The sequence below is a fragment of the Nocardia terpenica genome, from assembly GCF_013186535.1.
In the GTDB taxonomy this organism is placed as follows: Bacteria; Actinomycetota; Actinomycetes; order Mycobacteriales; family Mycobacteriaceae; genus Nocardia; species Nocardia terpenica.
Genome location: NZ_JABMCZ010000001.1, coordinates 753,446 through 773,272, shown reverse-complemented (window position 1 = coordinate 773,272; position 19,827 = coordinate 753,446). Strand labels below are relative to the sequence as shown.

Annotated in this window: 14 protein-coding genes; 6 read left to right on the top strand and 8 right to left on the bottom strand. The window is 64.5% G+C overall.

Going from position 1 to position 19,827, the window contains the following annotated elements; translation table 11 throughout:
* Positions 1-151 precede the first annotated feature (151 nt).
* Positions 152-883 carry a hypothetical protein gene (locus tag HPY32_RS03400; protein WP_067583189.1) on the bottom strand — a complete coding sequence of 244 codons (732 nt, stop codon included), beginning with the start codon at positions 881-883 and terminating at the stop codon, positions 152-154.
* A 226-nt stretch (positions 884-1,109) separates the two neighbouring features.
* Here HPY32_RS03400 and mobF point away from each other — a divergent pair, with 226 nt between their 5' ends.
* The 4 genes from mobF to HPY32_RS03380 all read left to right on the top strand — a co-directional run bounded on the left by mobF (position 1,110) and on the right by HPY32_RS03380 (position 10,972).
* Positions 1,110-5,759 carry a MobF family relaxase gene (gene mobF / locus HPY32_RS03395; protein WP_067583186.1) on the top strand — a complete coding sequence of 1,550 codons (4,650 nt, stop codon included), beginning with the start codon at positions 1,110-1,112 and terminating at the stop codon, positions 5,757-5,759.
* Positions 5,760-5,877: 118 nt separating this feature from the next.
* Positions 5,878-6,168, top strand: a complete 291-nt coding sequence (locus HPY32_RS03390; protein ID WP_067583183.1) for a hypothetical protein — start codon at positions 5,878-5,880, stop codon at positions 6,166-6,168.
* Positions 6,169-6,323: 155 nt separating this feature from the next.
* Positions 6,324-6,641, top strand: coding sequence for a hypothetical protein (locus HPY32_RS03385; protein ID WP_216675871.1), 318 nt, complete (start codon positions 6,324-6,326; stop codon positions 6,639-6,641).
* A gap of 611 nt (positions 6,642-7,252) precedes the next feature.
* The gene (locus tag HPY32_RS03380; RefSeq protein ID WP_156674216.1) at positions 7,253-10,972 is read left to right on the top strand and encodes a tetratricopeptide repeat protein; all 3,720 of its coding nucleotides are present in this window, start codon (positions 7,253-7,255) and stop codon (positions 10,970-10,972) included.
* A 288-nt stretch (positions 10,973-11,260) separates the two neighbouring features.
* Here HPY32_RS03380 and HPY32_RS03375 read toward each other — a convergent pair whose 3' ends face one another.
* Both HPY32_RS03375 and HPY32_RS45555 read right to left on the bottom strand, forming a co-directional pair.
* Entirely contained in the window at positions 11,261-11,971 is a 711-nt protein-coding gene (locus tag HPY32_RS03375; protein ID WP_067583172.1) for a GIY-YIG nuclease family protein, read from the bottom strand.
* Positions 11,972-12,282: 311 nt separating this feature from the next.
* Positions 12,283-12,417 (bottom strand): hypothetical protein, encoded by a 135-nt coding sequence (locus tag HPY32_RS45555; protein ID WP_269456482.1) that lies wholly within the window; start codon positions 12,415-12,417, stop codon positions 12,283-12,285.
* A 224-nt stretch (positions 12,418-12,641) separates the two neighbouring features.
* On the opposite strand from HPY32_RS45555, the gene HPY32_RS03370 reads away from it, so the two are divergent.
* On the top strand, positions 12,642-13,508 hold the full coding sequence (locus HPY32_RS03370; protein ID WP_067583169.1) for a hypothetical protein: 867 nt from the start codon (positions 12,642-12,644) through the stop codon (positions 13,506-13,508).
* Between the two features lie 8 nt (positions 13,509-13,516).
* On the opposite strand, the gene HPY32_RS03365 is transcribed toward HPY32_RS03370, so the two are convergent.
* Together HPY32_RS03365 and HPY32_RS03360 are read right to left on the bottom strand one after the other, a co-directional pair.
* Complete coding sequence (locus HPY32_RS03365) at positions 13,517-14,392, bottom strand: DUF885 domain-containing protein (protein ID WP_231951482.1); 876 nt, start codon at positions 14,390-14,392, stop codon at positions 13,517-13,519.
* A gap of 89 nt (positions 14,393-14,481) precedes the next feature.
* A complete protein-coding gene (locus HPY32_RS03360) occupies positions 14,482-16,902 on the bottom strand; it encodes a DEAD/DEAH box helicase (protein WP_067583163.1) in 2,421 nt (806 codons plus the stop codon).
* A 454-nt stretch (positions 16,903-17,356) separates the two neighbouring features.
* Between HPY32_RS03360 and HPY32_RS03355 the strand changes: the two genes are divergently transcribed.
* Positions 17,357-17,587 carry a hypothetical protein gene (locus HPY32_RS03355; RefSeq protein WP_067583160.1) on the top strand — a complete coding sequence of 77 codons (231 nt, stop codon included), beginning with the start codon at positions 17,357-17,359 and terminating at the stop codon, positions 17,585-17,587.
* A 103-nt stretch (positions 17,588-17,690) separates the two neighbouring features.
* Here the strand turns inward: HPY32_RS03355 and HPY32_RS03350 are convergent, their stop codons facing one another.
* The 3 genes from HPY32_RS03350 to HPY32_RS03340 form a co-directional block, all read right to left on the bottom strand.
* Positions 17,691-18,125: a hypothetical protein gene (locus tag HPY32_RS03350; protein ID WP_171982705.1), complete on the bottom strand. Its 435-nt coding sequence runs from the start codon at positions 18,123-18,125 to the stop codon at positions 17,691-17,693.
* A 268-nt stretch (positions 18,126-18,393) separates the two neighbouring features.
* On the bottom strand, positions 18,394-18,756 hold the full coding sequence (locus HPY32_RS03345) for a hypothetical protein (protein ID WP_067583154.1): 363 nt from the start codon (positions 18,754-18,756) through the stop codon (positions 18,394-18,396).
* Entirely contained in the window at positions 18,753-19,085 is a 333-nt protein-coding gene (locus tag HPY32_RS03340; protein ID WP_067583150.1) for a hypothetical protein, read from the bottom strand. Before HPY32_RS03340 ends, HPY32_RS03345 begins: the two co-directional genes overlap by 4 nt.
* Positions 19,086-19,827 lie beyond the last annotated feature (742 nt).

The window sequence follows — 19,827 nt, the reverse complement described above, 5'->3', positions numbered from 1 at the left end:
CGCCGACACGGCCCCCGAAGTCCACGCCAAGCCACAGCGACGCTCGCGATCCCCACATTCCCCTCGGCCCTGGGCCGCGCGAGAGAAAGGCTTTGCCATGGCACTGATCTGGTTGGCTGTCATCGCTGTTGCAGGCTTACTGATCTTCTGGTCACTGTTTCCCACCCTCGCCCGGATCGGCGGAATCCTGCTCGTCGTCGACTCCGTCCTCACGTTGGCCCTGTTCCCCGACCGAGCTCCCGCCGCCCATGCCGTCTGGCTGCTGGCCGGTATCGTGCTGTGGCTGACCGGGCACGTTGTATTCGCCGTCAAGTACGGCGTGTGGCGTTCCCGCCTCGCCGCGCGGATCGTCCGCGCGTCCATACTGCGGCGGTTGCTTCCCTCCGCGCTCCGATAGTCCCGCCGCGTCCTCTCGCTCTGAGACCTCCGCGCTTCGGTCGTCATCGCGCGCCGGGCTCGGACGCGCTCGCTTCGACTTGCCGGTTGACGCTGCGCTTCGGCCGCTGCCCAGCAGCTTGCGCAGTTCTCCGACCGGCATCTCGGACCAGGTGCCGAGGTCGGCGTCGCTGACGCCTCGTTGCTTCATCCGGCGAAGCGCGTCGCTCTGCTGCGGCAGCACGACGGCTATCACCTTCTCGTAGGTGTCTTTCGCTTTCGTCACAGCCGCCTCGTACTGAGTCGTCGCCACGGCGATGGCAGCGTCGCGGCGCTCCGCTGCCCGCCTCTGAGCCTCACGGTGGCGGCGGAACAGGTACAGGTCGTCGCCGTTGGCCCTGGCGATCTCGAGCTGGTCTCGCACCGCTTGTGCGGCGATGCGGCGCGCGATCGCCCGTCCCGACGTCGACCGCTTGCGTGGCCGCTGACTGTCCATCTCGTCCTCCACTCCCGGCATCCATGCCTCGCCGGTCGCCTCGCGGTCCGGGATCCGGGCGGCGTGGCCGTTCTTTCATTCCGTTTCCCCAGAATTTCAATGTAGCTCTGCGACCACCCCATCTAAATACCATCCTCGCTCGCGCCATCACATACCATTACATCCCATATGGGCTTTCTTTTTAAACGCGTCACACCCCTTGCATCGCGATGCGACTTGGGGGACTTTCGAATAGGTGATGACACTTCACCGACTACATTCCGGTGACGGCTACGAGTACTTGACCCAGCAGGTCGCTACGGGTGACCGGATGCGGGATCGAACCCGTGACCTCACCGATTACTACACCGCGCACGGCTGCCCGCCGGGCCAGTGGTTCGGCCGCGGAGCAGCCGCGCTCGGTTTATCGGGCGAGGTGACCGAACAGCAGATGCAATTGTTGTTCGGAGAGGGAATGCACCCGGACGCGAACCGCATCATCACCGAAGCCTTGGCCGACGGAAAGTCGATTGCCGAGGCGATCGCCGCCGCGAGCTTGGGCACGAATTTCTATCAATTCTCCTCTTCAACGCCGATATCGGAATTGCTCGATCGGATGGTGGTCGCGTTCACCGAGAAGAACAAGCGGCGACCAACCTACGACGAGCGGATGATGCTGCGCACCGAGGCCACCCGCACGCACCTGACCGCCGAACTCGGCACCGAGCCGTCGACCGAGGCCATCGAGGACGCACTCGCTCAGGAGAAGGCCAACTCACGCAAGGCCGTCGCCGGTTTCGACTGCGTCTTCACCCCGCAGAAATCGATCGCGATCCTGTGGGGATTGGCCGACGACGATGTGCGCCGCGTCATCTGGGAATGCCACGAGGAAGCGATGCGCGAAACCCTGGAGTGGGCCGAGCAGCGGTACGCGGTCACCCGCCGCGGCCACAACGGCATTCGGCAGATCGATGCGGACGGGTTCACCGTCGCGTTGTTCCGTCACTATGATTCGCGCACGGGCGACCCGTTACCGCACACGCACGCGACGATATCGACCAAAGTCCAAGGCAGCGACGGCAAATGGTCCTCGCTCGACGCGCGGCCTCTCTACGGCGGCGCCGTGGCGTTGTCGTGCCGCTACAACGCGATGATCGTCGGCAAGTTGCGCCGCCGTCTCGGGTTGCGGTTCGAGGAACGCTCCCGTGGCCGCGGCAAGCAACCGGTGCTCGAGATCGTCGGCATCTCCGATGCCATGATCGAATTCTTCTCCCGGCGCCGCACCGCGATCATCGCCCGCACCGAACAACTCCTCGCCGCGTACCGGCGAACACACGGCCACAATCCCGACAAGCGCGCCCAGGCCAAGTTGGCGCAACAGGCGACGCTGGAAACCCGGGACGCCAAAGCCGAACCGCACAGCCTGCGCGACATGCTGGCCGGCTGGGATCGCCGGGTCCGGGGTTTCCTCGGCGACGGCCGCGACGCAAGCCAATTCGTCACCGATCTCCTCGAACAGCATCGGCTCGATGAGCATCCGGCCGCGTTCGACGCCCGCCGAGTCGCCATCGCCGCAGGCGTGGCCGTCGGCGGCGCGTCCGAAGTTCTGCGATCCGACGACGCGCAGTTGACCGCCGCGATCGAGCACGCAGTGGACCGATACGTCGGCACGCACATCGGCGACCGCGCCGCGGCCATCGAGCAGGTTCGGCTACTGCTGCGCTCACGCGACGCTGACGAGCTGCTCGCCGACATCGACGAGGCATTCACCGCCTCCCAGCGCACAACATACGACCCGAAACGGATCGCCGGAGAAATCGCGGCCACGGTCGCGCGGCGCCGGGCGACCTGGACCGAGGCCAATATCTATTCCGCCGCCGACGAACGAGTCGGTTTATGCGATTTCGACAGCGACACCGCGCAACGCGCCGCCGTCGAAGAAATCGTGCAAGCCGTCCGCGACGGACACAGCATCCAATTGACCATCAGCCCGGACCCGGTACCCGCAGCCATCGCGCGGCGCAACGGCGAAAGCGAATTCACCGTCACCGGGGCGATCCGCTACACCAGTGAAGAAGTCCTCGCCGCCGAGCACCGCCTGCTCGACGCAGCCAACACCGCCACCGAGCACTACCTGCCCCACGCCGCGATTGACGCGGCCATCATCGAAGTCGAGCGGTACGCACCCCGCCAGCACCGTCTCAACGCCGCGCAGCGGGCGATAGCGCATCACCTCTGCACCTCGGGGATGGCGTTGACCGCCGCCGTCGGCCCCGCCGGCAGCGGCAAGACCACCGCGATGAAAGTTGTCACCCGCGCCTGGCAAGCCAGCGGAAGGCCGGTCCTGGCACTGGGTCCGTCGAAGAACGCCGCCAGCGAACTCGGCGACAGCATCGGCGTACGCGGCTCCACCCTCGCCCGGATCCTGACCCTGGCCAAGTACGGGCTGCCCACCGGCATCACCCCGGGCGCGATGCTGCTCGTGGACGAAGCCGCCATGGCGGCCACCCATGACCTGCACCAGCTGCAACGACTCGCTCACCAGCACGGCGCGGTCGTGCGGTGGGTCGGCGACCCGCACCAGCTGTCGGCCGTCGAATCCGGTGGCGCGCTGCGCCTGGTCGCTGCCGACACCCGCGTGCCAACGCTGATGACGATCGTCCGGTTCACCACCGCCGGCGAGGCCGCGGCCACACTTCAGGTCCGTGCCGGTGATGCGAAGACGGCTTGGGATTTCTACAGCGACTCCGGCCGCGTCACCTCCGGCATGGTCGACGAGCTGCGCGAGCACATCCTGGCCAATCACCTCGCCGACATCGCCGCCGGGAAATCCTCGCTTATGCTCGCGGCCACGATCGATGACGTCACCGCCCTGAACCTCGCCGCCCAAGCAGCACACACCGCGTCCGGACGTATCGACACCACACGCGGATCGGTGAGGTTATCTGACAGCGCTGACGGCTTTGTCGGCGATGTCGTGGTGACTCGTCTCAACGACAACCGGTTGCGGATCACCAGCGGCAAACGCCGCGGCAGCGGCATCGACAACGGCGACCTGTGGCGCATCCGGAAAGTGCACGGCGACAGGTCGATCACTGTTCTCGGTGTCGGTCACCGCGGCAGTGTGCGTCTACCGGCGGACTACGTGGTCACCAACGTCGAGCTCGGTTATGCGTCCACAGTGCATCGCAGCCAAGGCAGCACCGTCGACCGGTGTCACTTGCTGATGAACGCCACCCTCGGCCGTGCCCTGGCCTACGTCGGACTCACCCGCGGCGCGGAATCCAACCGCATCTACCTGGCCACCGACGCCTTGGACCCGACCTGCGAACAGCAGCCCGAAGACCCGATCACCGAACAGCAAATGTTCGCGAAGGTCCTGGCCCGCGAGGACGACAATCTCACTGCCACCGAAACCATGCGACTCGAACTGGCCCGCATCGACGACCCCGCGCGACTGCGCGGCATCTACGACCACATCACCCAGCTGCTCGCCGACGCACGCGGCCGGCACCTGCTCGACCGGGCGCTGCCCGTCGTGCTCTATCGCAACGCCGAGACCTCCGACCGATTCCAAACCCTGCTCGACACCATCGCACTGGCCGATCAGCATCGGCTCGACACCCGTGCCCTCGTCACCGACATCGCCACCAACAGCGGCGACGACCTCGGCGACAGCCTGGCCACCGCACGCGATGTGGCAGCAGTGCTGTGTGCTCGCGCCGACCACTGGATCGCGCAGCAACTCACGCCCGTTACGGCAGCCGTCTCCGCGGCGACCAACACCTTGACTGCGGACGCGGCTGGAGACACGGCGCTGTACGCCGCCGCTGCCGCCGTCAATCGCCGCGAAGTGCTAGCGCAATCGGGTCGATTCAGGACGCTGCGTGACGCTCCCGTGACGGGCTGCCCGCCCGTGCCGAGCCGTCATCCCGGCGTCGACACCGAACTCGCCGATCTTGCCGACGAACTTCGGCGACGCCTCACCGGCGGCCCCGGACCGGCTGCCCCGGTGGAAGCCGCCGACACGCCGGATACCGAGTCCGGTCGCGACGACTTAACCCGTCGGATGCGTATCCAACGTCTCAACCGGCTACGTGGCGACCATGAGCACTACATCAGGCAGCTGTCTGACGAACATGGACGGTACCTGCTGTACCGGGCACTGCCTGTGGTGATCTGCGCTGAAACGGCCCGCTCGCAGCATTTCGCCGCCTTGCTCGACTCGATCGCTCGTGCCAACGCCGCGGGGCTGAACGCCAGTGCGCTGATCGGTTCGATTACCACCGACGATTTCACCGATTTCGGCCCCGGCCTGCTGGAGGCCCGCGATCCTGCCTTCCTGCTGGCCGACCGCGCTAAGCGATGGGTCGCCCGCGAGATAGCGACCCGACACACGGCCGCAGCCATCGTGATCGGCGCGGTCAAACTCGAGACATTGGCGCTCAGCGACGACACGTCCACGACCGAACTCATCTCAGCGGTGGGCGCGGTAAACCAGGTGACCGAGCACACCGCACTTATCCCGGCTGGGACGCCATCCTCGATGCTGAGCCCACCGCCCCCACAGTTCCCCGGTATCGACCAACGTCTTGTGGATTTCGCCGCCGAGCTTCGGCGGCGTATCGCCCATGAGGAACGCTCGCTCCACGACAGCGACCGCGCTGCGGTTCTCCCTCGAACTGATCCGCCTGCCGGCGGTCAGCCGGTCACGGATCATCCGAACCCCGATGGCGGCGCACCATCATCACCCGACAATCTCTCCTCCGCGCCGACGCCACGTCCCGACGACCCGTCAACCGGCCCGGAATCAGCGTCGGATGACCCCACACGGGATGCCCGGCGGCGTCGGAAACTCCTACGGCGACAGCGATCACTGCCCGTTCGCCGTGGCCGTCGATCGTTGTAGCTCCTTGCGGTGGCGCGGCGGTCCATCATCGCCTCTTGATGCCAATCGGTCCCCTGCGGACAATTCTGGTAGCCGCGCGCTCGCTCAACACCGAGAGAGGGACGTCGATCATGGGCAGATGGGGCTGAGCGTCATCATTGCACTGGTACTTCTCCTGTCCTGGGCGCTGTATCCCGGACTCGCCCGATTCCTCGCCATCCTGCTAGTGATCGACTCCATCGCGTCTGTCTTCCTGTTTCCGTACAAGGCGCCGTTGGCCCATCTCGGCTGGCTCGCCTTCGGCATCGCGTTGTGGCTTGCCAGCCATAGGCGGTTGGCCGTCCGCGACCGTTCGTGGCGATCCGCCATCGCCAAGCACACCTTTCGACTACCCGGTCTGCGACGTCTCCAACCTCGCGCCCTGCCGTGATCAACCCCTGATCACCTTCACAAGCTGCAGGTTCACCCCTCCACTCTGGCGGTGCGCCCTGAACTTATCGTCGTCTGCCGGTAGATGGATGTGGGTATTGTGCGTTACCGACTTACACGCCGATCGACGCGATAATGACAATGGCGGAATCCATCGTGACCTTGCGTTCGGGCGACCCAGTCGGGTTCGTCGCTGCGGCCTCCTCCACAGCAGCCGACCAGGCCAACCGCATCCGCGTCGCCGGATCCTGCCACCAGGAGCTTGCGCAGGTATACTCTGTGCTGGTCATCGCCTACGGCCACTTGGTCCGCAGGAATCTCGACGACCCCGTGCGCTCCAAAATCATCGGGCATCTCGTAGACCGAATTCGACAATCCCAGAACGGCGAAGTCACCATCCCGCTCCTCGACATCGTCGACCGCCTCCACGCAGAACTCACCGACACGCCGTTAGCGTCAGTACATTCAGACTAGCCGCCGGCTGCGCTGTCAAAACCGCCACGAATCACCACGGTGCACCAGAACCAAAACTCGGGCGGCAACCACGCAACCGCCACGCCCGCTACCGACCATACGGCTGATGGTGTCCGGTCCCACCCGCACCGACAACACCACCGAGGTGATCCACGTACGCCGAAATCCACACTCCGCCAACGACATCCCTGTCGTCTGCATCACCGTCCCACTAGCAGCGGCCCCGGAGACGATCGCGATGGGGTTCCCACGGTTCTTCGACGTGCCGATCTCGCAGTGCCCAACATCACCGATGCGGTCTGCCGGCGTGAGCCGCGACGCTCGCAGCACCCTCGACGAACTCCACAACCTCAACACCCCGCACCCGCGCAGGCGCCAAAGAATCCGACACCTTGAAATATCTGAGCGAACGCATCCTCCGCCGAGGATCCGGAATCTGCGACCCAGCACTCTGTTCAACGAGTTGAGGAACGGGCCCTGCACGCGACCCGAGCCATGCCTGGCAGGTTCTGCCATCACCCACGGCATCGGCTGCGCCCGCGGAGGCGGACCTCCCGGTGGACGTCCTCGATACACGCTGACCTGTCGGTGGAACTCGGTATCCTCGCGGCGTGGCTGATATGGGGGAGCAGGGTCCGGTTCGGCGGTTGCCTGTGGACAAGAAGAATGCGGGACCGCCGACCGAGTCCTGGATCAGGTACGAGAAGCAAGCTGCTGCGTTGGGGCTGATTCGGGAACTGCTGCAACAGAGCGATATCGAAGCGATCGCTCTGCAACACTCCTCGGACATTGTCCTGCTCTACCGTGATCGGCGGCCGAAGCTTGTCTCGATCAAGCATCGCGAGCCTGACCAGAAGAGCGGCGACAGCGGGTGGAGCCGACCAAAGCTGAAGGAGATGCTCGGTATTCTGTATCGGCAGTGGTTGGAGGCTGAGCAGGCGTGCCAGCTGGCTTTCTGGTCGAATGCCGGATTCGTCGGCGATGCGCGCGACGATCACGCGCGTCTGATAGACGGGGCGGCGCCGTCGGCGGATTTTCTGCATTGGCTGACCCGGACTGTCGGGGTCGCTCCGGAGGACACGGGCGCGTTCGCGCGTGATCTGGAACTGCTCGCCGAGCCGTTGCCTCGCAGGTTCGATATCGATGCTGTCGGTGCGGCGGCGGTCGCCGAGTTCCTGCGGCGTCATGGACGCGATTTCGCTCCGTTGTTCGCGCGAGAATGTTTCGACCTGTTGTGTAACCGCATTATCGAGCTCAGTGCTGCGTCTCCCGCACCACCGTCGACCGATACTCGCAGGGAACTGGTGGATCGGCTGTACCCGCACCTGGATGCCGATGATGCGGCCCGGCTCGCGTCGAGAACGCTTCCAGTGATGGAGGCTGAGGCGATCGTGTTGAGAGAGCATGACCGCCGGTTGGCGTCCAGAGTGCCCGATCCCGGATTCGGGTGGGAGGCCGACGATCGATTCGTCGGTCGCGCCGCTGCGCTGTCACAGTTGACCGACTTCCTCGAGCCCGGGGCCGTCAGCGCTGTGGTCCCGGTTTGCGTATCCGGCATGACTGGATGCGGGAAGACCAGCGTGGCAACACAATTCGCTGCACTGCATGCGGATACCCTGCGCCCGGTGTTCATCAGCGCCAGTAGCCGCGCCGACGTGGTTGCTGGACTGCAACAACTGCGTCAAACCGGTGACGGTCCCCGGAGCGGCGATATCGCCGATGCCCGGACAGCGGTAACACCCGCCATGCCCGCGACAACAAGCTTGTTGCTGATCCTCGACGGAGTAGTCGACGCCGACACCCTGCGTGGTCTGATCCCTCGCCGGTCGCTGTGCCGGGTACTGATCACCACGACGGTGGCCAACCTCGACAGCGGATATCGCGAAGTGCGGCTCCACGCCTGGGAGCCGGACGAAAGCCGTGCGTTTCTCGCCGATCATCTGCCGCATGAGACTGCCGAAGACCGTGACCGGCTGCGGGCAGACCTGTACGACAATCCTTTGGCGCTCAATCAGGCCGTCGACCACTGCCACGTCCTTCGCCGCTCCGTCACCAGCTACCTCACTCGGCTGCGAGAAGCTCCAGCGCACACATTGGCGCTCGGGAAGGCCACGGGGCATCCTGCATCGATCATCGAATCGATCCGGATAAATATCGAAGCGGTCGAAAGCACCTCGCCGGAAGCGCTGACCCTCCTGACCGTCCTGGCGTTCATGGGGCCCGCACCATTGCACGATTCAGTGTTCGACGCGGCGAGCCCGACTACATCCGTCCACGCACCCACTGCCGCGGTCGACACCGAGGCGACAGACCGATGGTGGTCGCGATTTCGGAGGAAGCCGCCGCATACCCACTCAGAGCCAATCCCACGAGCAACCGAATTTGCGGTCGAGATACGCAAAAAACTGCACGACAAGAACTTCCGTGACCGCGCCACTGAGAATCTGGCACGCATATCGCTACTCACAACCAGCGCGGACCATCTCTCGGTGCATCCGCTGATAGCACTGGCAATACTCGACCGAGTCGCCGACGCGGCGCCCTGGCTGGAGGCAGGAATCAGCGTGCTCTTGCCGACATCCACAGGAGGCTCGATCACCGACCCCATCCCCAATCTCGACGAGAACCTCAGCGCAGCTATCCATATCACAATCTCAGCTCTCGACCGCGGCTACACAGGCGCGGGTCCGATCACGATGGCAGCACTTCTGTGCCACCGCCTTTCGCTGGTTGGTGCGAACGAGGCCAGCGCCGATCATGGATGGACAGCCACCGAACTAGGCGAGTTCGCCACCAGTAATGCCATCAACCACGCGAATATCACCGCAGCTCCGAGCTGGAAGCTGGCAGCCGCTCGCATGCAACTTCCTCTCGCGCAGGCATACTCCCTCGCCGGCCGGGTCGACGAGGCCCTCGACGCGATCGACTTGAGCCTGACATGGGGGCATGAACTGCGCAACCCACTGTTGATCGCCGAGGCCGTCACCGCTGCGGAACCCATCGTGACCATGCACGGCCGCCGTGATTCCGCAGAGCTGTTGCTGTCCCGGATCGAAGAGCTGTCCGATATGGAATTCAACGTCCACTTCGCAGTGCAGATATCGACCACCCAGGCGCGCATCTTGCGCATGCTCAATCGCACCCAGGACGCTGCCGCGCTCTGCGATCGAACCCTCGATCGCATCAGTGGCCACAGCGAACAGCTGTCACCACTGCTGGTAGTCAATGCGTACAGTGCCGCCGCAATCATTGCCCGCGATCTGGGCACGACCCTGTCGTCCTTCAAATTTGCGATGGCCATTGTCGAACTACAGAACCGGCCCGACATAGCACCGTACTTCCCCCCGAGAGCGCGGATCGACCATCTGCACCTCGCAGGCGACGCCGCCATCTCCGCCGGAAGGTTCAAACAGGCACATGAACTGATGGCCGAGGCTCGTAAGCTAGCTGCCGAATACGGATTCGACAGCACCTCAATCGTGTTCGCCGATACTCTCGCCATCGAAGGACGACTCGCCCACGTCATGGGCGATCTCGACCAGGCGCGAGCCAACCTCGAACAGGCGATCACGATCCTGAAAGCGATGCCTGCAAGTTTTCGCCCGCGCCTGCCTGCGCCCCTGATGAATCTGGCAATCGTCCTTCAAGAGCTGGGTGAGGACGCCGAGGCCCTGCGCTACGTGCACGAAGCACAGAACGTCGACAGTGAGATCTACACACGCGATCACCCCGAAAGCAAACAAGATCAGCTTCTTCTGAACGCCCTTACCGGCTCCGTCGACACGTCGACCGACTCCGCCGAATCGCACTCCCTACTCAGCGTTTTGACAGCCTCCGGCAGGTCGGCCAGCACCCCTGCTGGCGACGGCAAAGTCGCCATCGACATCATCCAGGTCCAACGAAACATTCACGACGGACTGTGGGCGATCGGTACCGATCCTGGTCGCGAATGGAATATTTCGGATCTGATCGCCGATGAAGAGCTGTACTTTCTATTTTACAAGATACCTTTTGGCGCCACCATTATCTCTACGACCTTGACGTCTGTACGGGAACTGCTAATAGAACGATTTGGCCCTCAACGGGCTGCTCTCCGAATACGCGAGAGTTTCGATATCGACACTATTTCCGCCCACCAGATTCACGTCAGCAGGGAAGCCCACGCCATCGCCATCGCTCTGATCAATGCCACCCTCGCCGACGGTGCCGGGGCTGAGCCGGACTGCTCGCCCCTCAAAGGCCACGACGATCCCGACCTGCTCACCCAAATATGGTTCGTCATCGTCGTGGCCTTCGCCTTCATCAACGTCATACTTCACGGCGGCGAATGACATGCACGCTCCACTCAGAACGACACCACGCGAAAGCGACCGGCCCAGACCCGCACTCGGCAGCGGTACTGTCACTCACCGTCTGCTACCAGCCAGGCACCACGAATGCGATCGGCTACGTTCCGCTGACACGCAAGCCTGTCAGCTGTCCCGACCAGAGTCCCCCGGCCCGACAGACTCCCGGATCTCCCGGATCCAGGCCAGCAGCGCGTCATCGATCGAAATCGTCGCCATGCCCGACAAGGATAGGCCGACCACCACACGCACCGGCCCGGACCCGGATGCCGCTCATTCGGCGATTTTGAATTTCCTGGTGTGCCGGATCTCCTGGAAACTCTCGTAGTCGTCCTCGCGTCCCAGAGCCTTGAGAAGGGTCTTGAACGTCTCGGCGTTCAACCTCGGCTCCAGAGACTTTTCATACAGCTCCGGCTCTCTGGCTTCGATCAGGTCGGGGTTGATGCGGCGACTTTTGACGCCGGTCTCCCAGGTGGCGACTCCGTCGATGCCAGTGGCGGTGCCGATGGCGAGTTTGAGTTCGGTCTCCACCCGCGCCCGCTCGGCCACAGCCTGTTCATACTCCCGCTGAAGCCGCTGCTCTTGGTCATGCAGCATGATCCACTGACCCCGCAGCGCGAGGGTCTGGGAGTCGCTGGGCAACACCGTCGGGTCCGGTTCGAGGGCTTCGAGCTCCTCGGTTCGCCGCAACTTGGGCAACTCCTCGATGACCCATGTCCGGCAGTCGGAGAACAGTTGCGCGGCTTCGGTTTCGGTGAGGTGGTAGATCTCGGTACCGCCCTCGGTGTTGCGTCGGTGACCCCACGTGTCCTTGATGTGCTTCTCGAGGGCCTTGTACTCGTCGCTTTCGATGGCATCGAACAACGACAACGGCTCCGGGCACGAGGTTTGCAGCGAGGACCTTCGCTTCTCGGGCGTCATCGAAGTCTGGCCGATCTTGAACTTCGCCAGCGACCCCAGCTGAAAGGCGTAGATGTATCCCATGATCGTGTATTCCTTTGCGTCGGTGAACTTTCAGGCAACTAGCGCCTGAACCAGATACGGGATACTCTCACGCGCTACCGACAGGTTTCCGCCCCGCGAATCCATCATTTCCACAGGTAGATCGGTCGGTTTTCTTTTGCGGAGACACCGAGGATGGTCACTACCGTGGTCTTGCCAGTGGGTCGGCAGCTTGGAGGTCATCGCGGCCGAAGCGGTGGGCGGTGGGCGCAGCAGGGCCGAGTTCACCGAGCGCGGGGATTTCGCATCGGGCGGCCAGCGCCAGCGCGTTCGCTGCGGCCCGCAAGAACAGCTCATGGACCCTCGGTGCCGAGGTGTTCGTAGATCGGCTGGACCGCGACGCCGCGGCATCGGTCAGCAGGGCGGTTGAACACGCCGATCGTGCCTTCGCAGTGGGTGAGCGGGTTGCTCACCATCTCCTCGGTCACGATCAGTGAGGGTCGGCAAGCGCCGTTCCGAGATAACCCGTGGATGAGAAGCCAGCATGGGTGAGAATGCACGTGGGCCTATCGTGCGGCCGGCGGACCTCTGTGGAACGGGCTGGTCGGTTGCGGTCGCGTCGTTGAACCAGAACCAGTTTGAGGCAGGGGTATCGGAGATGAGCGGTGACGGCCGACTTGTTGCGCGAGTTCCGCGGCGAGGTCGCGGCCGGATGCAGTGGTTCGATCAGTTGGTCGAAGCGTTGCGGCTGGATGCTCAGGCGCAGCGGCGGGATATGCGCATCAACGGGATCTCATACATCAGCGGCGTACGGCCCGAAGACATCGTGGATCCCGCGACAGGACAATTGCGACCTCTGCCGGACGATCATCCGCCGGTATACGTGGGGCGGGACCGTAGTGAGGAGACGATTCGGGAGTCGATTGACCAATATGCCGAGTGGGTCGTCGGTTATGTCCGGTCGGCATTCGAGACAGAGATGCTCGACGATATCTGGTCCGGACCTGAACCTGTGGTCGTCGACGGCGTCACCTATGCCGGCGGAGTGGACGCGGTCTTCGGCGAGTTCTTCCGCGGCATCGGCTGGCAGGCCGTTTACCACAGGGGTGGCCCGGGCAACCAGGCGTGCTTCGTGGTCGACGGTGAAGCACCTCTGATCGTGGAGGTCGGCGTCCCGGACGCGTGGGCACGGATCGAGCAGATCAGTCGGCTGGACTTGTATCGAACTGTCGGGGATAGGCCACGGCTGCATGACGTGCTGGTGTTGGGAAGTGAACCGGTGGATCCCGGACGTTCGGTAGCGTGGCCGGAGGACGCGATTCCGGCCGGTGTACTCGGCCAGAGGTTCGAGCCCGACCACCGCGACGACGTTTCCAACGACCTGGCTCCCGCCGACACCGGATGGGTGGGCTGCACCAACTGCGGAAATGTCGCGGTTCATCACTGCGAGCAGAGCTTCCACGCTAGGCCCTGCGGCTGTTATGACTCTGGCGACAACATCGGAGAACCCGACCGGGAACTCCTCCGCGACGCCTGGAACGCTGCGCTCGACCGCATCACGGCCGATACCGAGGTGTGAGTCAAAGCTTATACCGATGCGGTCAGTTCCTTCAGCACCGGCAGGCTCACCGCCCCGCGCTCAACACGCGATCGTGGAATGTCTTGATGTCGAACCGATCCCCGAGTCCGCTCGGCGGTGCGGGCGCGTTGCCGCAGGATCTCATTCTGTCCGATTTTGTAGGCGACGGCTTGGCCGCGCATCGTGATGTACCGATCGACCTCCACCTCGATTTCCGCAAGCGAGATGGGGGCGTGGGCGCTCATGTAGTCGATGGCTTGTTGGCGCGTCCAGCCTTTCGAGTGCAGGCCGGTGTCCACGACCAAGCGGCACGAGCGCAGCGAGTCGGAGGTGAGCATTCGCAGGCGCGCCAACGGATCAGGATACAGGCCCATTTCGTCGGCTAGGGGTTCCGCGTACAGACCCCACCCTTCCACGAACGCGGTGTTGGAGAACGATTGGCGTTGGAACTGCGGCAGGTGGTCGAGTTCGCTCGCAATGGTCAGTTGGAGATAGTGGCCCGGTACGGCCTCGTGGAACGTGACCGCGGCGGTGCCGTAGAGGGAACGGGTTTTGGGTTGATGCTGGTTGACGAAGTACATGCCCGGCCGCGACCCGTCGGCGGCAGGTGGATAGTAGAACGCTGCCGGGATGGTGGCGGCCAGGAAATCCGGGACCGGCACTGGAGTGCAGGACTGTTTCGGCAGGCGCGTGAACCAGTCCGACATGGCGGTGTTCGCGGCCAGATATTTGTAGACATCGGCCATGATCTCCTCGCCGGTGTCGTAACGCAGGGCGGGGTCGTCCCGCAGCCGGGACAGGATCTCCCCGACGTCGGTAGTGCCCAAAAGCCTGCCGCTCGGGGTTGCTTCTTGACTACGGTGAGGACGCGTCCTTGCATGCACTGAATCCTCGGTCGGCGACCCTGGATTAGGTCGAACACCGCCAACATTCTGTGACGACAGGTTTTCTTATCATTTGCAGGTTGTGTCTGTCACCGAGCCGCTTGAGGATAGTTCAAGTTGTCGGCTCGCGCAGCGTCCGCCTGAGCAAAGTAGCCTTCTGTCCTGGGGCCTGGGGCTTCTTTAACTCGTTTTCGGGGGTCTGGGAATCCGAGTTCGACGTATCCGGAGGCTCGTTTGAGTAGGGAGGATGCGATGACCGGCACCAGTGCGTCGTGGTAGTCGTGCACGGTGGCGATGGTTTTTCCCGCGTGGGTGCGGGTGATCCGGCCTGCGTATTGAACCAGGAGTTTCGGGAAGGTGACCGGGGCGGCGAGGAAGAGGGTGTCGAGGCGGGGGCAGTCGAAGCCTTCGCCGATGTAGGAGGTGGTGCCGACGATCAGCAGCGGAGTTTCGGCGCTGTCTATTTGGGTCTGGACGTTGCGGCGTTCGGAGGCTTTCATGCCGCCCTTCAACTGGATCACCTCGGTGCAACCGGCGGCGGTGAGCGCGTCGGCCAGTGCGGTGAGGTGCTTGACCCAGCGGGTCAGGACGAGCACGTGGGCTCCGTCTTTGTGGGCGCGCAGCACGTCGTCGACGATCTGACGGCACCGCAGCTCGTCGGCGGTCAGAGCCCGGTAGATCTCCGCGATCCCGCCGGGCTTGGCCGGATCAGCATCACCGGTGTAGACGAACGAGGTGGGGTGGACGTGGAGTTGCCTGTGCGGTGCTGGGATGGTGTGGGCGGTTGGCAGTTCGCCTGGGCTCGGCGCGGTGATGGTGTGGGTGTTCGCGCCGAGTTGGTGGTAGATGAGATCTTCGAGCTGGTCACGCCGTTGGGGTGTGGCGGTCAAGCCAAGCCAGTAGCGGGCCGGGATCTGGTTGAGGACGTCGGTGAACGCCGATGCTGCGACGTGATGGCATTCGTCGACAACGATGAATCCGTAAGGGCCGGTGATCTCGGCGATGTTGTTTCTGCGAGTCAGGGTGGGCAGCAACGCGATGTCGACGGACCCAGTGGTTTTGGACCGGCCGCCGCCGATCTGTCCGCATCGAACACCGAGATGCTCGTGGAGGCGTTGACGCCACTGATCTGCGAGCGCTTTGCGGTCGACGAGCACGAGAGTCGAGGTGGATCGGGAGGCGATGGCGGCGCAGGCGATCACGGTCTTGCCGGTCCCCGGTGGCGCGACGACAATGCTGTGTTCGTGGGCTTCGATGTGCTGCACCGCTTGGCGCTGTTCGGGGCGCAGTTCGGTGGCGCATGTGAGCTGCACCGCAGTCCCGCAGACGCGCTTGTCGTCGATGTTCAACGTGGAGTCGGCTGATTCGACCAGGGTTGTGAGCAGCGTGAGAAGGCCGCGAGGAAGGATCAGGTCTCCGTCGAGGGTTTCGTCGTAGCTGCGGATGAATCGTGGAGTGTCCCAGGTGCTTCTGCGTGCGCGTTGCCGGTCGAAGAATTCGGGATTCGGGATACTCGCGGCGTGTTTGACCGCCGAGATCATCGCCGGTCCCAGATCGGCGGCAGTGAGGGTGAGGCGGGCGGCGAATGTCGTTCGGATGAGCGCGGCGGGTCGGGGGATGATTTTCGATGAGGTCGGCAGCGACAGGTTCCGCACCTTGTTGCCGGTTGTTGGCTCGGTGACCATTCGTGTCAGTCTGGTGAGGTCGTGGGAACTCAGGCGCGGGATGCTCGACAGGTATTCCCATTGATCGTCGAAGGGTTCCAGCGTGGCGGGATCGAGGAACAGAGTTGTGCCGTGTTGGCGTCGCGCCCCGTTGAGCGGGGCGGCGATCAGATTGCCCATACCTTTTCCAGTGTGGGTGTCCTGGGACGGGAAGAGTCGATCGTAGCTGGTCAAGCTCATGCTGCCGCGCAGGGCGATGGCTTCTGCCAGCAGACCCGTCGCCAGTCGTCGTGCGGTGGCGGCGGAAACAGCGTGGGCGAAGAAGATCCAGACGTGCGCGCCGCGTCCGGACTGCGACACCTCCAGGGCGGCTGGAATATCCTTCGCGCGTGCGGCCTTTACGTAGGCCAGCGCGTCGAGCATCGCGGTGTCTTTGTCGAAGTCGGCCGCTACCCACCAGCAGGTGTCGTCGTCGCCGAGAGCGTAGAAGCCGATGTGCTGATCACCACGCAGGTGCTTGGCGATGACGTCGGGAGTGAGCCGACGGTAGTCGAGGCTGTCCCGGTTTGCTCCTTTGACCCAGCGACCGTTGATCGCGGGAATCCACCCAGATCGGCCGTCGCGTTTGTTCTCCCAGCGCACCGCGTAGACATCGGTGCGGCAGCGGAACAGATCCGCGTAGAAGCGCACCTTGGCCTCTGGACGGGAACGCATATCGACCGGCGTGCCAGCACTGGTCTGGTCGGGATCAGCGGCGCCGACCTGTTCCGGTGTCAGACGCAACAGGTTGCGTAGGCGGAGGTTCTCGGCACGCAGGGTGTCGAGCTCGCCGGGATATCGCTCCACGAAGAGTGAGTCTGCCCGATCACGCACGACAGCACGCACTTTGGGTGAGGATCAGTCCCTCTGTCAGCGAGACGATGCTGTTGTCTGGTCGGTTGAGGTTGCGCCGACATTCACCAGACACGCCATCATGAAACACACCCCCACCGGCGCGTCCTCAGCCCGACACCCCAATCGGTGCCAACAACGACCTGTAGCCAGTGCCAACTGACCGACAGTGCCGTTTCGTGAAACACCAACCCGCAGAATGGAGTTGGCGCGATACTCTCGAATCTCGCGGTCTGCCGCACCCTGCGACGGGCCGCGACCGATGCGAGGCGGGAGGTCGCTGTGCTGTTGATCATCAACGACGGCCTGGAGCCGTCGCCCGCCGAGCAGCAGTTCGCCGAATGGATCGACTGGGCTCCTGCCCAACCCGGGGTGGTGCTGGCTAGCGGAGAACCTGGGCAAGGCCCCCGTGGTCCAGGTCGTGCTCAACTACGCGGCGTTCGTGCTCGTCTTCGCGTTCGGGTGGTGGGCGGTATCGAACTACAAGAAAATGCGTCCCCGCGAGTTCTGGAAGAGAATGTTCACCTACGCGGTACCGCTGTACATATTGGCCGGTATCGCCGCGTGGTCGGGCTGGGCCACCGTCGCCATTGTGTTCCTGCCGCTGATATGGCTGGTGTTCTTCATCGCCAACCAGTGATGGAACAACTACCTGGACACGCTGTCGACCAGTACGCCCGTCACCTCCCCCGGAGGAAACGGCCTGACACCCCCCGCGTCCTGCGATGCGTCCGCCACACCACTCACAGCGGAGCCTCGGGCGCGGTCGGCCCCGGCTGGAACAGCGTCCCGCGCAGGTCGACCGAGACCGTGAATTGGTAACGGGGACACCTGGTGTCGGGGTCTTCGTGGTTGACCGGCGCGCCCACGGTGGTCACGGCGCGAAAGCGGGGCTCGGCCGGGTCGCGGGCAGCGGCCAGCAGGATCGCATGAGCCAGCTCGGCGAGCTCGACGGCGGCGGGTTCGCGGGTGTCCCAGCATTCGACGATCACCATCCGTGCCGCGAGCACCAGCCGGTCGTTGCCGCCACCGGCGGCGGTGACCCGGACCAGGCGGGACGGGCGTGGATCGGGAACAGCGGTCGCGATTCTCGCCGGATCCCCACGAGCCGCCAGCCGCGCGCCCAGGTAGGCCACGACCACGGTTTCGACCGCCGGGAACTCCACCAGCTCCGGCACGGGCCTCATCGTCCGCGGGCGGAATTCAGCGCCTTGACCAGGGTGTTGTCACGGGCGTTGCGGCGGGCGGCCTTCGCCGTCGCGGGGAACACGGTGACCCGCCAGCGGCCCTCGGGGCGGCGTGCACCCTGAGCCGATTTCGTCGCGAATCCGTCCCGGCAGCGACGGCGACGCGGCGGCCACGAGATTCCAGCTCCCGCACCACCTTCGGGCTCCGGCGCAGGTTGTAGAAAGCATTCGTATTCCAGGACAGTTTCGGTTTCGGCATTCAGCCGTCCACCTTTCTGACGGCGATGACATTGCCCGGCACCCACCCGAACGGGCCGTGGTTGGCGTCGCCGGCTATCCCGACGACCTCGAAACGCCCCGCCGGCCCGGCGGGCAGATCGACCAGATCCCGTGGCGCGGGCGAAAAGTCAGCAGGCACATAGATTTTGACGTCGATGATGACGCGGTCGTGGCCGGGCAGGGCGGGTTCGGCCGAGCGGGCCGGTCCCCACCCATACACCGCAACTGGGGTGCCGGGGGCATCGAGGGGCGGGGTATAGGAGGGGACCGGGTTGCCGTGGGCGTCGAGGCCGCCGTCGCGGTAGCGGTGATGGCCGACAACGCCGCGCAACGGGAAACTCATCCGATCGCGACGATCCGATAGACGGCGAGCAGATCTCGCTCTGTCGGGGTGAGGGTGACCCCGCCGATCGAGCCGTCCGGGCCGGTGGTGAGGGTCTCGCTGAACGGCCCGGCGGTCCGGGCCCCGACGGCGGTGGCGGGGGTATCCTTGGCGCGTTTGGCGATGCCGAGCACGACGGCAGCGACAACCGGTGGAGGGTCGGGCCAGCCATGCGTGATCCCGACCCGCACACTACCCTCGCACTCGGTCCACCCGGTGTCGCGGCGCAGGTAGCCCGCGCCTGACCACCGCACCCGCTCCAGGTCGATCGGGTGCCCGTTCTCGGTCACCCGCCGACGATGAGAACGGCACGCACGGCGACGCACGGCGGCACGCTGTCCTTGCAGAGCTTGTCCGCGACACTCGTCCGAACAAGCGATGTGCTGCCGCAGGCTCCGCGAAACGAACCAGTTCCCGCACACTGGGCACCGGCCCGACACCCACCGTCCCGGTGTTCCGGGGATCCGGCGCACCGGCGGCGCCAGTGCCTCAGACGCATGCACGCGGGCCGCCCTGCGGCACGGCTGACAAGTGGCTTCACCCGACGGTCGACTTGTTCTCGTGCGCCACAAGAGTTTTCCACACACAGCACACGGCAGGTCCGGATTCCGCGGAACGTCGACCTCCTCCCCCGAAGGCACCGCCCGACAAGAGAACCCGACCGGCCGACACTCAGCAGTTCAGAACTCCGACCGCACCCACGCACCCTCTGGTGCGGGCCCGGTGTTGGCACGAGATCTGTTGCAGCGCACATGACTCGGCCGGATGTTGGCCGGGCCATGAGGGCGGTGAGGAACCTGTCGACGAGGTGCTCGGAATAGGCAGGGGTATACCGGTCTTCGCACAGCGGGTGCACCGCGGGCACGGACTCGTCGATCACCAGCAGGATCTCATGGCGCACGAGGCAGGTGGACCGCGCGGTGGTGCTTGGTCCCAGCAACTCGCGTATCACGGCCAGTTGCTGGGACGGGACAAATAGGCCAGCACGATAATTCGCGTTGATCCTTCGCGATCGAGCGCGAGACATCCACC